Raw genomic sequence first — 16,738 nt, 5'->3', positions numbered from 1 at the left:
AATTTTTAAGAGACGATTTGCAAGGGAAATCGATTGCAATATTTTCAATATTAGCGTTGTTTTATGGAATAAATTATCAATTTAATTATGATACTGTTACTATTTTGCTTTTTCTTAGGGCTTATAACTGGAATACTATCAATAAACGATTCAGTGCATGAGAAAACATTACGCTCATTTCTGCTGGCAATGCCCACACCTACAGAGGGCAAGTTGTAGACAAAGCAGGTAACCTAACACGGATCGAAGAATAGCTGCAGAAAACGCAGCGCGACCAGGGTAGCTGCCCTTGTCTGAGGATCCTTCCTGCCTTACTGCCCCTGCGACTACGTTGACGTGCGCTCCGAGAAGAGTAGCCAGGGACACAGCTGCCAGACACTCACCAGCTAGAGCGGTGACAACAAGTGAAAGCCGGCTAATAATTAGTTGACCGCAAGCAGTTTAACTGCTTGGGTCGGCTTTGGAGCGTGCTGAAGGCAGCGAGTAGGAAGGTCCGGAAAGCGGCAGGGTAGCTCAGCCAACACCTCGTTCATTCAACAACTCACAATTCATATGAAGAAAGCTTTACTTTCCAGCATTGTTTTGATGTCGGCCCTCCCCGTGCAGGCGTGGGCGCAAAACAAGGCGGTAACAGGGCGAGTGACGGATGCCATTACCGGCGAAGGCATGCCCGGGGTGACCGTCCACCTCAAAGACACTTCCACGGCCGCGCCAACCGATGAGAAGGGCAATTACAGCATCAGCGTGCCAGCCAGCGGGGGCACCCTGGTGTTCACCTTTATCGGCTACATCAACAAAGAGGTGGCCGTCGGCAGCCAGTCCACGCTCAATGTGAGCTTGGCTACCGACTCCAAGAGCCTGAACGAGGTAGTGGTGGTGGCCTACGGTACGGCCGATCCGGCAACGTACACCGGTTCGGTGGCGCAGATTGGGGCCGAGAAACTCGCGCAACGGCCGGTAACCAACATCACCAACGCCCTTGCGGGCCAAGCGGCCGGGGTGCAGGTTTCCGGTGGCTCCGGCCAGCCGGGCTCCGGCCCTGAGATCCGCATCCGGGGATTCAGCTCGGTGAACTACGCCAACGACCCGCTGTACGTCGTGGACGGGGTGCCGTATACGGCCGGTTTGTCGAACCTAAACACCGAGGATATAGCGAGCATCTCGGTGTTGAAAGATGCCGCTTCCACTGCCCTCTACGGTTCCCGGGCCACCAACGGGGTGGTGATGATTACCACGAAAAAGGGCAAGAAAGATCGGGTGCAGGTCAACGTACGGGCGTTGCAGGGCGTTTCCTCGCGCGCAGTTCCCGAATATGAACGCGTAAACGCGCAGCAGTACTACCCGCTGATGTGGGAAGCCTACCGCAATAGCCTGGTCAGCGCAACCGTCACCAACGCGCAGGCCAGCCAACGGGCTACCGCCGATATCAAGGGCCTGCTGGGCTACAACCCGTTCAACGTGCCAAACAACCAGATTGTGCTGCCCGATGGCACGCTCAACCCGGAAGCGCAGCTGCTGTGGGGCGATGACTTGGACTGGGAAAAAGCCTTGACCCGGGACGGTTCCCGCTCTGATTATACGGTGAGCTTCAATGGCGGATCTGAGAAAAGCGACTACTACGTTTCGCTGGGCTACCTGAACGAGAAAGGGTACCTGATCAAATCGGACTTCGAGCGGTTTTCGGGCCGGTTGAACGTCAACACCAACCTAACCAAGTGGTTCAAGGCGGGTGTAAACCTGAACTACACTCTCACCAACTCCAATCAGGCTAGGGCGGGCACAGGAAGCGCCACAAGCTTTGTGAATCCTTTCTTCTTCAGCCGCGGGGTGGGTCCGATTTACCCCATCTACCAGCACGACCCGACCACGGGGGAATATGTGCTCGACGCGAATGGCCAACGGATATACGATTTGGGCGGCTCCTCGCCAACCATGACCCGCCCCGTGTACCCAGGCCGGCACATCATAGCTGAAACGGAATGGAACAACAACCTCTACCGGAACAATGTGCTGGGTGGCCGAACCTATGGGGAAATCACCTTCCTGAAAGACTTCAAGTTCACGGCTAACTTCGCGGCGGACATCACCAACTACGAAGAGCAGACCTACGAAAACACCATAGTAGGTGATGGTGCGCCAGCCGGGCGGGCGGGCCGCGTGCTGTACAACCTAACGAGCTACACGGCCAACCAACTCCTCAACTACACCCGGACGCTGGCGGACATGCACACGGTGGATTTCTTGGTGGGCCACGAGAATTACAGCCGAAGCCGGGACTACCTGAATGGCTCCAAATCAGGAGAGGTAATTGCCAATAACACTGAGCTGCAGAACTTCAGCACCATTAATAGTTTCAACACCTATCTGCAAGAACACCGGATAGAGTCGTATTTCGGGCGGGCCAACTACACCTACAACGACAAGTACACGGTTTCTGCCTCGTACCGGCGGGACGGCTCTTCCCGCTTCTACAAGGACGTGCGCTGGGGCAGTTTCTGGTCGGTGGGGGGCTCGTGGCGCCTAGACCAGGAAACCTTCTTCACCAAACCTAAGTGGGTGGACATGGTGAAGCTCCGCTCGTCCTACGGGCAAGTGGGCAACGAAAACCTTGAAAACACCGACGGCAATCAGTATTACGCCTGGCAGGCGCTCTACACACTCGGCCAAAACAACGCCGCCGAGCCGGGCTACTCGCAAGCAACCCTAGGAAACCGGAGCTTGCTCTGGGAGAAGAACAACAGCTTCGACGCGGGACTGGAATTTGCCTTGTTTGGAAACCGCCTGAACGGTTCGGTTGAATACTTCAAGCGAACATCCGAAGACCTGTTGTTTGAAGTGCAGTTGCCCCTGTCCAGCGGGGTAGCCAACCGGATTGAAAACGTGGGCACGATGTACAACCAGGGCGTAGAACTGCGCCTAGCCGGTGATGTCATCAAAACTGACGCCTTCACCTGGAACTTGGATGTCAACTGGACCACTTTCAAAAACGAGATAACCCGGCTGCCTTACCCCGAACTGGTGTCCGGCACGAAAAAGCTGAAAGTAGGCGAAGATTTGCAGTCGTTTTGGCTACGCGAATATTATGGCGTTGACCCCGATAACGGCAATGCTCTCTACCGCGCCAATACATACAACGAGGCCAACAGCAAGATCATCGGATCCGATACCGTGACTTGGCTTGCCAACAACGCCCGGTACCATTACGCCGGCACGGCTATTCCGAAGTTCTCAGGTGGTGTTACGAATACGTTCTCCTTCAAAGGCTTCACCCTGTCGGCGTTGCTTACCTATTCGGTAGGCGGCAAGTTCTATGACGGCCAGTACGCCACCCTAATGAACCACGGCACCTACGGCGGCGCCATACACAAGGACATGCTGAACCGGTGGCAGAATCCGGGTGATATCACCGACGTGCCTAAAATGCAAGCCGGAAATACAGTCAACCTGGGGGCAGAATCCGACCGGTGGTTGATTGATGCTTCCTACCTGAACTTCCGCTCGGTGAGCTTAAGCTACAACCTCCCGGCTCCTCTCACCACTAGGCTCAAGCTGCGCAACGTGAACATCTTCGCCACGGGGGAAAACCTAGCGCTGATTTCCAAGCGAAAAGGCATGAACGTGGCCCAAACCTTCACGGGTACTACGTCGGCGGTGTACGTGCCCGCCCGGGTGCTTTCTCTGGGGTTGAATCTTTCTTTGTAGCAACTGATTGGACTGAACAGTCATGAAAAAGACTATATACAGCGCGTTGCTAGCCAGCGCCATAATTTTTTCCTCCTGTGATAAGGAGTACCTGGATACGGCACCCACTACTGCCGTAACAGAAGGGGATGTGCTGTCCAGCACTAAAAACGGGATGGCGGCGCTGAACGGTATCCATCGGATAATGTATCTCCAACACAATGGGAGGCAGAACCAGGGCGGAGAAGGTTCGAACAAGATCATGATGGATGCCTTGGGGGAAGACTGGGTGCAGACCATAGGAACGAGCTGGTGGGCCGATGAGCACAACTGGATTGCACACCGAAATGCTACTTCGACTACCTCGTACAATCATGCCTGGTACTATTTCTACTACCGCATCATAGCCAATGCCAACGTGCTCATCAACGGTTTGGGCAGCGCCACCGGCCCGGAAGCAGAAAGGCAGATGATAATTGGCGAGGCCCTCGTATACCGGGCCTGGGCTCATTTTCAGCTGGTGCAAGTGTTTGGGGAGCGGTACGACGCCGGCAAAACCAACAGCCAGTTAGGCGTACCCTTAATGACTTCTAGCACAACAGTAGGCCAACCGCGCGCTGCTGTGGAAGAGGTGTATACCCAAATCAACGCGGACTTGGATGCAGCCATCGGGATGCTGACCGGCGCGGCCAACCGCCCGGCTAAATCGCACTTCAATGCGGCGGTGGCCAAAGGCATCAAAGCCCGGGTGGCCCTGACCATGCAAAACTGGCCCCTGGCCGCACGGTTAGCGCAGGAAGCCATTCAGCAGAGCGGCGCTACCCTCATGAGCCGGACGCAGTACACGAGTGGGTTCAATAGCATAGAAAACCCGGAGTGGCTGTGGGGTAGCAAAATGCAGGCCGACCAGACCAGCTATTTCTACTCTTTCTTCGCCTATATGTCAGCCAACTATAGCTCGACCGTTATCCGGCAGAATCCGAAGAAAATCAACTCGGTGCTTTACAACCAAATCCCGGCCACTGATATCCGTAAAGCCCTGTGGGACCCGACCGGAGCCAGTATACCAGCTCCTGCCACGGGTGTGAAAGCACCGTATGGGCATAAGAAGTTTCTGGTGGCGGACCCGAACCTGAGCATCGGGGACGTGCCGCACATGCGCTTAGCCGAGCTGTATCTGATCCAGGCCGAAGCCGAAGCCCGGCAAGGACTGGCCGCCGCGGCGGGCACGCTGTTTACGTTGGTAAGTGCGCGCGACCCGCAGTATGTGCGTTCCACCCGCACTGGGCAGGCGTTGGTAGATGAAATTCTTTTCCAGCGCCGCATAGAGCTGTGGGGCGAAGGGTTCCGGTTCCTGGACTTGAAACGCACCAACAGCCCGCTAGATAGAACAAGTAAGAACCATATTACACAGTGGGCCTGGGCCCTCACCGGTGGCAACCTCCGGGTAGCAGCTGGGGTTAAGGAGTGGCAATTCCTGTTCCCGCAGGCGGAACTCAATGTCAACAAAGCCATTGTGCAAAACCCCCTGTAGACACAAGTTTTCGGGTATTGACTACACTGAAGAGGTGTACGCACGCCACGCATAAAAATGAAAAGAGCCGCTCCGTAACAGAGCGGCTCTTTTTGTTTCTTCGCAGAGCTACCAGACTCCCACCAGAAAGGCTCGCCCCAAGCCAGGCTTGCACACTCTTGGCTGTTAGCAACGGCCGGGTTTGGGTGTCCTGGGTGCCGCTGCCCGGTCACGGGCTTGCGGCACTGGCCACTATGCCCGTACCGCCACCCTGGATGCCTTAGTGGCGCGATTAGAGCCCTTGCTGGCGGAAACCAGTGGAAACCAATGGAAACCAGTAACTAGTCGAAGGACTCCTTGGTCACGCACCGTTTATGCTAGAACTAAAGCCCTTCACCCCTTCAGACGCGCCGCTCATTGCGGAGATGCGCAATCACCCCGGCATCCTGGCCAATGGCTTCGACGCTACCCCCAATCCCTATACCCTGGTTGCCGCCGAGGCTTTCGTGGCCGCGCAACTTCCCAAGCAGCCGGCCGAAAATCTGGCTGTCTGGCGCAACCAAGAGTTGGTGGGCAGCATTGGCCTGTGGCGCAAAGAAGACGTGTTCCAACTCAGCGCGGGCATGGGCTACTGGGTTGGCGTCCCGTACTGGGGGCAGGGCGTGGCCACCGAGGCCATTCGTCAGTTTACGGCGTATGCGTTTGCCGCCTTCGACATAATACGATTGGAGGCTGGCGTGTTTGCCTTCAATCAGCCGTCGATGCGGGCCTTAGAGAAAAACGGCTACTATTTGGAATGCATCCGCCGGCAGGCCGTGGTCAAGCACGGGCAGGTGCAGGACGACTATGTCTGGGTCAAGCTCAAGCACCCCGAGTTGCCGACTCCCTACCCTGCACCGGCGTAACTTCTGAGGCCCTTGTTGCGCCCGAGTACTTAGGGCCGCCTAGCAAAGCGGCTACCGCTGCAAACGCGTCAGATGGCTAAAGAAGCCGACAACGCGCATCAGCTGGTTGTGCTCGTTGAACTCCACAAAGTCGGTGCCGTAGGTTGTTGGGTTATTTGGTTGCCGCAGCAGCCAATGAAAGCGGCCAACCTGGTGGTATTCCTCCAAGGTGCTGTTGAGGGAGAGGCGTGCCCCTGGCAGGGCCTGGTGAAAGCCCGCAATCACGTCGAGCAGTGCCTCAACCCCGCGCACCACGGGCGTTTGTGGGTCTTCATAGGTGGAATCAGGGGTCCAGCAGTGGGCTAACTGCGCCCGTTGCTGGTCGCGGTCGGTTTCGGCCCAGGCGGCGGTGTAGTGTTGAATGACGAGGTGGCGGTCGAGCGCAGGCATGGTACGTGAAAAAGGAAGTGGAAAACAAGCCCCAGAGTGCTTTCCTGGGCGAGACCAGCTAAAGCAAGTAAGCGCCAAGCAGCGCTGGCCGTTAGTTCCGGCATGTGCATGGGCCAGGAAAGGATGGGGAAGGAGCTGGCAAAGTTCGGAGATGACACTTCGCGGCTGCTTAAACTACTTTAAGAACTTTTCCCTGCGCCCACTTTTTGGCCAGCATGCTTTAAAACCCAGATAGATGACCAGAAAGGTGGCAATGCGCCTCTAGCTACGCGTTGGCGCGGCCGAGGTGGTAGGGGTGCTCGGCGCAATAAACTTCTGCCGGAGTCTGAAAAGGGCTACGCGCAGCCCCGACCAGCCACCCTCGGGCAAGTGAAGCTCGCGCAGTTCGCCCAAGACTTTGCGGCTGCTTTTGGAAAGTAACAACCTTACAAGTCCAGGGCTTTACCCTAATCAAGTTGCCCTAGGGCAAAGCCCTAGACTTATAGGGTCTTTGCAGTTGGAGAAGCGGTCCTGAATTTACGCTACCCCAAACAAGGCCAGCAGGTGCGCCAGCGCGCGGGGCGAATGCAAGGCTTCGGTTTGCGTTAGGGTTTCCTGTGCCACTAGCGAGGCCCGCTCGCGCATGCGAGCTTCGTAATGCCTGATTGCGGTGCGCACATCGGGGAAGTGTTCGTTAGCGAGGTTCTGGCTCAGTTCCAGCGCGTCGAGCATAGCCATGTTTACACCTTCGCCGGCGTAGGGTGGCATCAGGTGCGCCGCGTCGCCCAGCAGGGTGATGTTGGCTTGAGCTTCCCAGTTCTGGTCGAGGGGCATGCAGTACTGGGGGCGGGGCACGAACCGGGTGGCTTTGTTGGTAAATAATTCCTGCCACATCTCGTCCCAGCCAGCGAATTCTTGTTGAAACCAAGTTAGCACCTGCGCCGCATCAGTAAAGTCGATGCCGCTGTTTTTTACCCAGAATTCGGGGGTTCGGCAACCGGTGTAAAAGCAGAGGCTGCCGTCGCCTTTGGCGCTGGTGATAAGCGTGTGGGAGTTGCCCATCGCAAACACCTTCCCGCCCTGCGTCAAGGCGTGCATGCGGGGCGCATTGCGGGCGGCGTGGTACACGGTGCCTTCCACCACCGTTACCCCGGCATAGAAGGGTTGAATCGGCGTCACGAGTTGCCGGATGCTGGAATTGGCGCCATCGGCCCCGATGACGAGGTCTGCCGTGGCGGTCGTGCCGTTTTCAAAGGCGAGCTGCCACCCCTCGCCTAGGGGAGTTAACGCTGCTAGGCGGCGGTCCCACACCACCGTGTTGGGTTGCAGCGAGTCGAGCAAGAGAGTGCGCAACGGTCCCCGGTCAATTTCAGGACGAAACCAAGGGTCGCCGAAGGTGGCAGTTTGCTGCTCTTCGTGCTGGTCGTAAGCAATAGCCGCGTGTTGGTTTACCAAACGTAGCCGGTCGGCGCCGGGCCGGTAGCAGGCTTTGAACTCGTCTAGTAACTGGGCGTGGCGCAGAGCGGCCAAGCCTGAATCGTTGTGTAAGTCCAGCGTGGCGCCCTGAACCCGCACCTCGGGGTTAAGGTCACGCTCGTATACGTTGACGGCGGCCCCGTTTATTTGCAACAGCCGGGCCAGGGTCAGGCCGCCAGGGCCACCGCCCACAATGGCTACTTGTTTGTTTTGAAGTAACATGCTTGCATGGAATGAGTTGATCCAATGCAAAATTATTTTCCCGGCAAGGTGGATAATTGAATAAATCGGTCATCGTGGTTGCGGGCCACTTCTTTGGGTACGGCGCCCGTGTATTTCTTCATCTCGCGAATGAAATGGGCTTGATCGGCAAAGTTCCCTTCGGCGTACAGCTGGCCGGCTTTAAGCTGCGGCCAGGTGGCCCGAAACCGGAGGATGGAGCTGTAGGCTTTCAGCGGGAGGCCAAACATGCGGGTAAAGTACCGGTTGATTTGCCGGCTGCTCCAGCCGGCCGCCTCGGCCAGCGCCTGAACCGACAGGCTGCCGTGTGAGGCATACAGCAGCTCGAACAGCTGGCGTTTGCGCGGGTCAACCCGGGCGGGAAGGGCCTGCGTGATGCGCGCCGCTGCTTTCGCACAGAAACCCTCGAAATCCTGCAAGTCGTCTATGCCCATGCCCAAGAAGTTGCCGGGCAACTCACACCCGTTTTGCAACAAGGAGCCCACTTGGGTTGGCAGGATGTATTCAACTGCCAACAGATTCCAGCTGATGGCAAATACGGTGGAGTGCGGCGCAATTACTTGGGCCTCGGGCCGGTCCTGCAGCCCTAGCAGGCTGACGTGGTAGGGTTCGGCAGCGGAAACGGAAAAGAATACGTCAATGCGACCATCAGGCACGAGGACGATGGGCTGGGCCAGTCCCGTTGGGTTAACCAGCATCCAGAAACTTTCGACGAAGGAAGTTAACAACGGTTCCGGTTTAATGGCCCGGTACGTAAGGTCAAGGAAAGCCATGCCGGTATTGCTGTAATGGTTGTCTTTTCATGACCTTAACTGAAGTTTATTATTTTACCGATATTCTTTACCATTCAACCACCACTGATGCGACTAGTTGCTGTTTCGATCTTGGGGCTGCTGGCACTAACTGGCTGTTCATCGGGTAAGCCTGCCCGAGAGGATAAGGAATGGATCAAGCTCTTTAACGGCCGGGATCTTTCGGATTGGGTTGTCAAAATTCATCACCATGACGTGGACGAGAATTTTGGGAATACGTTCCGGGTTGAAGATGGCATTATCAAGGTGCGCTACGATCAATACGGGGATTTCAACGAGCAATTTGGCCATTTGTATTACAAGACGCCCTTTTCCTCTTACCACCTAAAATTAGAGTACCGATTCGTAGGGGCGCTTCAAGAAGGGGCCCCAAGCTATACCTTACGCAACAGCGGCGTCATGTTTCACTCCCAGGACCCGCGCACGATGCCGAAAGAACAGGATTGGCCGATTTCGGTGGAGTTTCAATTTCTAGGCGGCCTTGGGGATGGCAAGCCGCGCCCGACCGGAAATATGTGTTCGCCGGGCACCCACATTGTGTACCAGGGTCAACTTGACGAGCGCCACTGCATCGAGTCCACCTCGAAAACCTACGAGGGGGATCAATGGGTGAAAGCTGAACTTATTGTGTTGGGCGGTTCGCGCGTTATTCATGTCATCAACGGCGACACCGTTATGCGCTATGCCAACCCGCAGATTGGGGGCGGGGTCGTGAATCGTTTCGATCCGGCGATAAAACGGGATGGGCAACTGTTAACAAGCGGGTTTATTGCGCTGCAGAGCGAAGGACAGCCGGTTGATTTTAGAAACATCGAACTAAAAGACTTGTCTGAAAAGCAGTAAGAAGCAGACCCTAACCAGCGGTGCGTGCTAAGAGCCATAACGGCGTATCACTCCCAACTAAGCTTGTACAACACGTGGCCACGAACGGCCCCATCCTGCTCGTTTGGGAGCAGTACCGCGCTGAGGTCCGTGTTGCCGGAGCAGGGGCTGGTCGTGAGGTGCTGCTGCCAGAGTACCGCGTTGACTAGACCGCCTAGCGCAAGGCCCGCACTTCCGGGTCGCGGGCTACTTCCACACTGCCCACCTCGGCCACCACTTAGGCCTGTTGCCAGCGGTAAAGCAGCTTCGGGCTGATGCCCAGTTGCAACGCGGCGGCCTGCGCGCTGCGGCTCTCCGAGGTCAGGCGCAACGCTTCCACTTTAAAGGCCGCGTCGTACTTGCGTCGTTTGTCGGGCGACGATCCGCTTGCTTTTGCTGCCATGGCCGAAGAAATATACGTCCTACTTCTGTCCGGCCCAACTAGACCACCTCAGTAAAGCCCGGCCAATGGTCGGGCTTCTTTTTTATTTCGCCAGTACCAGGAGTGGGCATCGAATCCACCAAGAACTTGCCTCACCTGCGGTCTGCAAGCAGATCCGCCCTTCCCACTTGGCAATCGTGTCAGTGTTTCGTAGGCTCTCTTAGCGCCTAGGGTTGAAAACCTCTAGCACGTACACCTCACCCGCCGGGGTAACTACGTACGACACGTGGTAAGACTTCACAAAGTTGGTTGAATCCCTAGTTCGGAAGCGATGCACGACTAAGGTGCCACCAGCAAAGGCCGCGTTGTTTTCTGGGTTGGTATACGAACTTGTCTGGAATTCTCCCGGCTGGTAGAACACTTTTCTAGCGGATGCCCGCGCATAAATGTCGGCGCGCACGGCCTCCCGTGCTTTCTCTTCCTTCGACCTATCTGGCCCCTGCGCAAGCGCACGGAGCGATAAGAGGATGCCGAATACAGGTAATAGATTTTTCATGATCCTAGACATAACAAAAGCCTGGCCAGTGGTCGCCCCTCTTGCTTTAAAAGCATAAGGTTAAGCTGTGCGACAAACCCGCCCAAAAATTACCTGTCAACTTGTTTTTGCCTCAAGGCCACGCGGTAATTAACCGTGCTGCCACTGCTCTGTTTCCGGAGCGCCTGTGCAGAGGATATGCAGATCCCGTACCCTGCTATGAAGACCAGCGTGGAAACCAGAGGTGTCACTAGGTGCTCAAACCCCTGTTAGTTATGGTCGCGTCGGCATTTGAATTTCTACCGCTGGGAGCTCACCTCCATGGAAACGAGGCCGCTCGACACCCACCTCACTAAGAATCAGAATCGCAAGTATGGGGTACACAAATAGGAGCAGTGCAGCCTAGTGAATACCCTGCGCCTGGCGCCTAGTCGAGGGCCGTATGATAAGCAGCAGGACCAGTCCAATAAGGGGGGCGCGCCATTAGGGCCATCGGTGGCGTGTGTTCCCCTGCTCGTGGCCGTACTGGTTGTTTTCAATCCAGCCGTCAACCACCATTTCTTCCTCCCCAAAGGCATTGGAGCAGACCGCCCAGCGGGCGGGTAGTTGCAAGCGCACGAGTGGCGGGTGGGCCATAGCGGAAGAAGGTAGTTGTTAGCCAAACCTAAAAAAAGACCGTGGTGTGGCCCTGTTGCTTGACCGAGTGCAAATAGGCAAAGCGTTGCACCCCCAGCTCGTTGGCATCTTCGCTGTTGGGGTCGGTGACCGCTACCCATGAATTTGCGCGCCCCGCCCTGCATCGCATTGGGCAGCAGGCCGTGTAGCAATCCCCGGTGGGGTATCAGTGCTTCGATTGAGAAGACCTGGCTAGGGCTTAGTTGTTGCGCCAACCATGACAACTCCGCTTCTGTATTAGGCTTTGTAGGCCAGTTACATTGCCCTCATCAGCAAGCCACCGCCGCTAGACGTATCAAGCCAGTCGCGTCCTGGTCAGCGCTGGCCCTGGTCCTCCGGGCGGCGGCCAGCCGGTATACGCTTGTTTCTTCCTGAGAACCTTCCTCCTTAGAAGGAAATAAGCAGCAGGAGGGAGGTATCGGAAATGTATTCGCGTTGAATGAATCTCGTTCCCACACCGACAGCCCCGAAAACAAGGGTAATCGTGGTCTTCTTTGGCTTTCTCTGCAACAGTTACTAGAGTAGAGGCAGTACCCGATTTTGTCGCGTTTGTACAAGACTGGCGGCGGTCAGCTCGGCAACTTTGCCCTATGAACCCTCCCTTACGTCCAGACAAAATATGTTACTGCATAACCGACAAGTAGCCATCCTCGGAGCGGGTCCGGTGGGCTTAACCATGGCCCGCTTGCTCCAACAGCAGGGCGTACCCGTCACCGTCTACGAACGGGATGCCACCCCTCAGGCCCGCGTGTGGGGCGGCACGCTGGATTTGCACGAGGACACCGGCCAAGTTGCCCTGCACCAAGCGGGCTTGCTAGCCCGCTACTTCGAGCTGGCCAAGCCCATGGGCCGCACGCTCGTCGATGCGCAGGGCCAGGTACTGTTGACGACTCCACCGAACACGACCAATCCCGAGCTGAACCGCAACGCGCTGCGCACCCTGCTGCTGGAGAGTCTGGCGGCCGGCACCGTGCAATGGGACCACCACGTTACCAGTTTGGAGCCGGCGCAGGATTCCTGGCAACTGCACTTTGCCAACCGCCCCCCCGCCACGGCCGAAGTGGTTATCGGGGCCAACGGGGGCCTGTCGCGGGCCCGAGCGTACGTTACCGCCGCCGAGGTCGCCTACACGGGCACCTTCATGATTCAGGGCGAAATACGGGAGCCGGCCCACAACTGTCCCGACTTTTACCGCCTCTGTCAAGACAACATCCTCATGTTCGCGGCCGACGGACTCACGCTCGTAGCCAACCCCGACAACGCCGGGGCGCTGAGCTACGGCGTCAGCTTTCAGCGCCCCGCGAGTTGGCTGCTGGACAACCGCTTGGACTTCTCGAATCCTTCGGCTATCAGCGCCTTCCTGGCCGCGCTGTTTGCGCGGCAGGCGCCGGTTTACCAGCACTTATTTCAGGCCCCGACCACGTTCGTGGGCTTGCCCGCCCGCCAACTTTCTCTGGACCTGCCCTGGCACGCCCAGCGCCCGCTGCCGCTCACGCTCATCGGCGACGCGGCCCACCTGATGCCACCCTTCGCCGGCGTGGGCGTCAACCTCGGGTTGCAAGACGCCCTGCTGTTAGCCACCAATCTCACCAGCGGCTCTTTCCCTAACCTGGAGGCCGCTATTCAGGACTACGAGCGGCAGATGCTCGACTACGCACGGGCGGCCCAACGCGTCACGCGCCAGAACGAGCTGGCGATGCACGACGTAAACTTTTCCTTTCAACAACGCTTCCAGCCGTAACCTGCTTGCCGGGTACTAACGTCCATTTGCGCTTGGGGCGCCCCAGCGGGTTTTATTGCCCGTGCTACGCTTCCGGTTGTCTGCTCGGAGGGGTTTTTTTCGGGCGTAACGAAGCTCACTAGGACTGGCTGTGCCGGGCCTACGGTTCCGGAAAGGCGCTCACCTCGGGTCCGATTGTCGGCCCCTTGGCCAGCGACTTGCGGGCGAAGACGGCGGGCGTGACGCCGCTATAGCGTTTAAACTCCCGGCTCAGGTGGGATTGGTCGGTATAGCCCAACGTGTACGCCAAGGCGGCAATATTGGTCGTGGGCTGCAGCAGCAAACAATTGCGGACCTGCTCGAAGCGCATCAGCGAGGACACGTCTTTTACCGTATAGCCGGCGGCGTGCTTGAAATGGCGCTCCAGGGTACGAACCGTCACGTGGGCTGCCGCCGCTACCTGCCGGACGGGCAGCGTGCCCGTGACCGCCCGCATCGCCCGACCCGCCTGGACCAGCCATCCCGGCTTGGGCATCTGCGCCTGCGCCTGCACACCATACTGCGCGACCTGCGCCAGGGCTTCTGTTAACTGACCGGCCTGCAGATACTGGCTCAGTGGGCCGTGCAGCTGCGCCAAGGCATGCGCCGCCAAGTTGAGAGGAGCGTCCCCGGGCGAGAGGCCCAGCAATTCAAACACGGTCCACGGAAAGCAGCGGATGCCAATAATTTCCAACCGGTTTATGGTGGTCAACCGCGCCGGCTGCTGGAGCAGCGGCATCAGAAAGGGGGACGGCAAGAGCTGCCAGCCGGAGGGCGTGGCTAGGTGGCAGGCGCTGCCAAAATAAAAAATGATTTCCGCGTAGCCATCCGGTGGGACCTCGAACACGACGGGCTGTTCGCCGAAGTCGAGGCAGTGGTACCAAAAGCAGTGCACCAAGTTCCGCAACGCTTCCGGCGGCTCCATTTCGTGGTGAGGCATCGTAGAATAGCGGGAGGAAGGCGGGTGACGCGGACCGGGTGGGGGAGTAGGCACCTGGTTTAAGCGCCACGGTAAAGATAGCGGGCAAGTCCCACAATAGGTACTCTATCCATCGCTTACAGCAGGCCGTATGCCCGCAGGAGACCGGCTGCACGAGCAGGGGCCTCACAACCGCACAGTTCTGCTACACGTGGGCAGCTAACTCCTATCCGGCTACCAAAAAGTCAACGATTTCGTGTCGGATGGGAAGTTGTTTTGGTAGACGTCATTGGGAGACAATTCGCTATGCTCTAGCTGCCCTGCCTAAGGGGTGGCCAAAGCATAACGATTCGTTTCATAATAGGCTTATTCTGTGGAGCGCCCCGAGACAGAAGCACGTCTTTAGGGCGCACAACTGTCGTCTATTCCCAACAGATGTAAGCAAAGAGGCCTACCTCATGACGAAGAACTTCTTCGCTTATTTCAAAGGGACCGACTGGTGCCTCACCGTAGCAATCGCAGCTCGTGAAGAGACGATTCATCATGCGACGAAAGCGCACAGTCGTCACTTGTTCGTCCCCTACAGAAACGTCCTCTGTCTGATCCCGGGCCTGTCGCCACTGTGCCATAAACGAAGCAATGAATTCGTCTACTGTTGTCTGGTGATTCAGATAAGGAGCAATGATTTGTTGGTAGTCCGTTTCTGTCATAGCCATGTCCGAGAAGCTACATCCTGTTAAAAAGGAGCCCTAGCTTTCAGCTAAGATTTTCGTTGTTTGCCCTGTATAACTTTCCTATTCTGTGGCCCTTGCACATATACCCGGTGATAGGCAGCCTTATGGAAGCGGGAGCCGCAAGCTGCAACGCTCGCATTACTGTATATGATGAACGGCTAATAAGTTGAACTAACATTTTGTTGCTTAGCCGCTAGTAGCTTTGGCATCGCGGCCAGGCAACCACTGCCGTATTGATATGCGTACATGGTCCCTCTCCTTCGTTATGGCCGCCGCCACCCTGCCCTTTTTGGCTTGTGAGCGGCCTACCCCACCGCCCTCTGCCTCTGCGGACGGGTATGAGACCGGGGCCCTCTCTTTGCGCGTCAAAAGCAGTTCCCGCCAGGCTTGGGGAACGTACCATCCCGCAACTGGACGGTTTACGCGCAGGAGCCCGCAGTCGCAGTCGCGGTTTTACCAGGTGCAACTGCTAGCGGAACGGTACTTAACGCTTGAGCAGATGCCAGGCAAGGCAGACATCCCGGCAACAGGCAGGAACTTGCAGGATAAGGTGCACGAACTGTGGGGGTTCAAGCCGGTGGGGGCGCGGTATGGGCCCCTGACCCGCGTCTCGTATTACGCTTCCGATGGGCGGTGTCTGGAAAACGGGTTGTTTCGGTTAACTCAGCGCTTGGAGTACCAGTGGACTGATTCCTGTTTGGTGATTTGGCTCGCCGCCGCTCCGTCCCAGCGGGGCGTTGCTTCCCTAGGCGTCGCCCGTCCTGCTATTCAGTTATTTTTCAACCAAGAGGGGAGCGTGGAAGCAGACCAACGAGGCCCGCGTAATTAGTCTCTCGTTTAAGGGACTTGCACCCCTCACTTATTATCAGACAGAAACGAGAAACAGACTGCTGACTGGCTCTCTTAGCGGAAAAATTGATTAACGTAATTCGAGTGGCTGTGGCAGAACTCTAATTATACCTTGCTAACGGTATCTGCGAACGGGTCGCAGCTGTAAAAAAAGCACTAACCAGGCAGTTTAGACCATTATTGGGTGGTGAGGCAATTGTTTAAATAAACAGCACCAAGTTCTGTAATAGCCACTATGAGAATTTGGCCTTCATTATGCTCTTTATTTGTGCAATAGTCTACCATATTTCATTTTAACATGAAAATTTTACTCGTCGAGGATGATCCTCATGTGGCGTCTTTTGTTAAGAAAGGGTTCGAGCATGAAGGCTACGAGTTGACTATTGCCTACGACGGCCGCTCGGGCTGGTCGCTGTATCAGCACCAGCCCTACGACATGGTTATTCTCGACGTGAACCTGCCCTACCTCAACGGCGTGGAACTGTGCCAGCGCATCCGCCGCGCTGGCCCCCGCGTGCCCGTGCTGCTGCTAACGGCCCTCGACAGCCTCGCCGACAAGGAAGTTGGGTTTGAAGCTGGGGCCGACGACTACTTGGTTAAGCCCTTCGCGTTTCGGGAGTTGCTGCTGCGGGTACGGGCCCTAACCAAGCGCTACGCGGAAACCAGTACCCCTCAGTTGCTGCAACTTGCCGACTTGCAGTTGAACCTGGACTCCAAGATCGTAACGCGCGCCGGCCAGCGCATCGACCTAACCAGCCGGGAGTATTCGTTGCTGGAACACCTGTTGCTCAATCAGGGCCGCATCGTTTCGCGGGTGGATATTGCCGAGCGCGTCTGGGAAGTGGATTTCGATACCACCACTAACATCATTGACGTGTACGTGGGCTACCTGCGCAAGAAGATAGACCGGGACTTTTCGCCCAAGCTGATCCATACCGTGGTCGGGATGGGCTACGTGATGCGGGCCGAATAAACTTGTTGCCTGGCTG

General features: G+C 56.9%; 15 protein-coding genes. 7 read left to right on the top strand and 8 right to left on the bottom strand.

Annotated features, from left to right (window positions below; all coding sequences use genetic code 11):
• Nucleotides 1-552 precede the first annotated feature (552 nt).
• The 3 genes from P1X16_RS20550 to P1X16_RS20540 all read left to right on the top strand — a co-directional run bounded on the left by P1X16_RS20550 (nt 553) and on the right by P1X16_RS20540 (nt 6,099).
• Entirely contained in the window at nt 553-3,702 is a 3,150-nt protein-coding gene (locus P1X16_RS20550) for a TonB-dependent receptor (RefSeq protein ID WP_277233148.1), read from the top strand.
• A 22-nt stretch (nt 3,703-3,724) separates the two neighbouring features.
• Nucleotides 3,725-5,215, top strand: coding sequence for a RagB/SusD family nutrient uptake outer membrane protein (locus P1X16_RS20545; RefSeq protein ID WP_277233146.1), 1,491 nt, complete (start codon nt 3,725-3,727; stop codon nt 5,213-5,215).
• Nucleotides 5,216-5,568: 353 nt separating this feature from the next.
• Nucleotides 5,569-6,099, top strand: coding sequence for a GNAT family N-acetyltransferase (locus tag P1X16_RS20540; protein ID WP_277233144.1), 531 nt, complete (start codon nt 5,569-5,571; stop codon nt 6,097-6,099).
• A gap of 51 nt (nt 6,100-6,150) precedes the next feature.
• Here the strand turns inward: P1X16_RS20540 and P1X16_RS20535 are convergent, their stop codons facing one another.
• The 4 genes from P1X16_RS20535 to P1X16_RS20520 form a co-directional block, all read right to left on the bottom strand.
• A complete protein-coding gene (locus tag P1X16_RS20535; protein WP_277233141.1) occupies nt 6,151-6,528 on the bottom strand; it encodes a nuclear transport factor 2 family protein in 378 nt (125 codons plus the stop codon).
• A gap of 261 nt (nt 6,529-6,789) precedes the next feature.
• Entirely contained in the window at nt 6,790-6,951 is a 162-nt protein-coding gene (locus tag P1X16_RS20530) for a hypothetical protein (RefSeq protein ID WP_277233139.1), read from the bottom strand.
• Nucleotides 6,952-7,044: 93 nt separating this feature from the next.
• Entirely contained in the window at nt 7,045-8,205 is a 1,161-nt protein-coding gene (locus P1X16_RS20525) for an NAD(P)/FAD-dependent oxidoreductase (protein WP_277233137.1), read from the bottom strand.
• A 32-nt stretch (nt 8,206-8,237) separates the two neighbouring features.
• A complete protein-coding gene (locus P1X16_RS20520; RefSeq protein ID WP_277233134.1) occupies nt 8,238-8,996 on the bottom strand; it encodes an AraC family transcriptional regulator in 759 nt (252 codons plus the stop codon).
• Nucleotides 8,997-9,083: 87 nt separating this feature from the next.
• Here P1X16_RS20520 and P1X16_RS20515 point away from each other — a divergent pair, with 87 nt between their 5' ends.
• A complete protein-coding gene (locus P1X16_RS20515; RefSeq protein ID WP_277233131.1) occupies nt 9,084-9,878 on the top strand; it encodes a DUF1080 domain-containing protein in 795 nt (264 codons plus the stop codon).
• Between the two features lie 256 nt (nt 9,879-10,134).
• Here P1X16_RS20515 and P1X16_RS20510 read toward each other — a convergent pair whose 3' ends face one another.
• From P1X16_RS20510 to P1X16_RS20500, 3 genes are all read right to left on the bottom strand, one after another.
• A complete protein-coding gene (locus P1X16_RS20510; protein ID WP_277233128.1) occupies nt 10,135-10,299 on the bottom strand; it encodes a transposase in 165 nt (54 codons plus the stop codon).
• A gap of 199 nt (nt 10,300-10,498) precedes the next feature.
• On the bottom strand, nt 10,499-10,834 hold the full coding sequence (locus P1X16_RS20505) for a hypothetical protein (RefSeq protein ID WP_277233125.1): 336 nt from the start codon (nt 10,832-10,834) through the stop codon (nt 10,499-10,501).
• A gap of 462 nt (nt 10,835-11,296) precedes the next feature.
• Nucleotides 11,297-11,449: a hypothetical protein gene (locus P1X16_RS20500; protein ID WP_277233123.1), complete on the bottom strand. Its 153-nt coding sequence runs from the start codon at nt 11,447-11,449 to the stop codon at nt 11,297-11,299.
• Between the two features lie 658 nt (nt 11,450-12,107).
• Here P1X16_RS20500 and P1X16_RS20495 point away from each other — a divergent pair.
• Nucleotides 12,108-13,229, top strand: coding sequence for an NAD(P)/FAD-dependent oxidoreductase (locus P1X16_RS20495; protein WP_277233120.1), 1,122 nt, complete (start codon nt 12,108-12,110; stop codon nt 13,227-13,229).
• 139 nt (nt 13,230-13,368) lie between these two features.
• Here the strand turns inward: P1X16_RS20495 and P1X16_RS20490 are convergent, their stop codons facing one another.
• Entirely contained in the window at nt 13,369-14,241 is an 873-nt protein-coding gene (locus P1X16_RS20490; RefSeq protein WP_277233117.1) for a helix-turn-helix domain-containing protein, read from the bottom strand.
• Between the two features lie 897 nt (nt 14,242-15,138).
• On the opposite strand from P1X16_RS20490, the gene P1X16_RS20485 reads away from it, so the two are divergent.
• Together P1X16_RS20485 and P1X16_RS20480 are read left to right on the top strand one after the other, a co-directional pair.
• Nucleotides 15,139-15,729, top strand: coding sequence for a hypothetical protein (locus P1X16_RS20485; protein WP_277233114.1), 591 nt, complete (start codon nt 15,139-15,141; stop codon nt 15,727-15,729).
• 318 nt (nt 15,730-16,047) lie between these two features.
• Nucleotides 16,048-16,722, top strand: a complete 675-nt coding sequence (locus tag P1X16_RS20480; RefSeq protein ID WP_277233111.1) for a response regulator transcription factor — start codon at nt 16,048-16,050, stop codon at nt 16,720-16,722.
• Nucleotides 16,723-16,738: the final 16 nt, after the last annotated feature.

Origin of the sequence: Hymenobacter sp. YC55 (assembly GCF_029433095.1) — a bacterium.
In the GTDB taxonomy this organism is placed as follows: Bacteria; Bacteroidota; Bacteroidia; order Cytophagales; family Hymenobacteraceae; genus Hymenobacter.
This window is presented reverse-complemented; position numbering and strand designations above follow the sequence as displayed.

What these genes read in the sequence shown, in the direction of transcription:
- P1X16_RS20500 (WP_277233123.1), bottom strand. Translation starts at nt 11,449, where the DNA reads ATGGCCCACCCGCCACTCGTGCGCTTGCAACTACCCGCCCGCTGGGCG.
- P1X16_RS20495 (WP_277233120.1), top strand. Translation starts at nt 12,108, where the DNA reads ATGTTACTGCATAACCGACAAGTAGCCATCCTCGGAGCGGGTCCGGTG.
- P1X16_RS20505 (WP_277233125.1), bottom strand. Translation starts at nt 10,834, where the DNA reads ATGAAAAATCTATTACCTGTATTCGGCATCCTCTTATCGCTCCGTGCG.
- P1X16_RS20485 (WP_277233114.1), top strand. Translation starts at nt 15,139, where the DNA reads ATGCGTACATGGTCCCTCTCCTTCGTTATGGCCGCCGCCACCCTGCCC.
- P1X16_RS20545 (WP_277233146.1), top strand. Translation starts at nt 3,725, where the DNA reads ATGAAAAAGACTATATACAGCGCGTTGCTAGCCAGCGCCATAATTTTT.
- P1X16_RS20525 (WP_277233137.1), bottom strand. Translation starts at nt 8,205, where the DNA reads ATGTTACTTCAAAACAAACAAGTAGCCATTGTGGGCGGTGGCCCTGGC.
- P1X16_RS20540 (WP_277233144.1), top strand. Translation starts at nt 5,569, where the DNA reads ATGCTAGAACTAAAGCCCTTCACCCCTTCAGACGCGCCGCTCATTGCG.
- P1X16_RS20535 (WP_277233141.1), bottom strand. Translation starts at nt 6,528, where the DNA reads ATGCCTGCGCTCGACCGCCACCTCGTCATTCAACACTACACCGCCGCC.
- P1X16_RS20480 (WP_277233111.1), top strand. Translation starts at nt 16,048, where the DNA reads ATGAAAATTTTACTCGTCGAGGATGATCCTCATGTGGCGTCTTTTGTT.
- P1X16_RS20515 (WP_277233131.1), top strand. Translation starts at nt 9,084, where the DNA reads ATGCGACTAGTTGCTGTTTCGATCTTGGGGCTGCTGGCACTAACTGGC.
- P1X16_RS20510 (WP_277233128.1), bottom strand. Translation starts at nt 10,299, where the DNA reads ATGGCAGCAAAAGCAAGCGGATCGTCGCCCGACAAACGACGCAAGTAC.
- P1X16_RS20520 (WP_277233134.1), bottom strand. Translation starts at nt 8,996, where the DNA reads ATGGCTTTCCTTGACCTTACGTACCGGGCCATTAAACCGGAACCGTTG.
- P1X16_RS20550 (WP_277233148.1), top strand. Translation starts at nt 553, where the DNA reads ATGAAGAAAGCTTTACTTTCCAGCATTGTTTTGATGTCGGCCCTCCCC.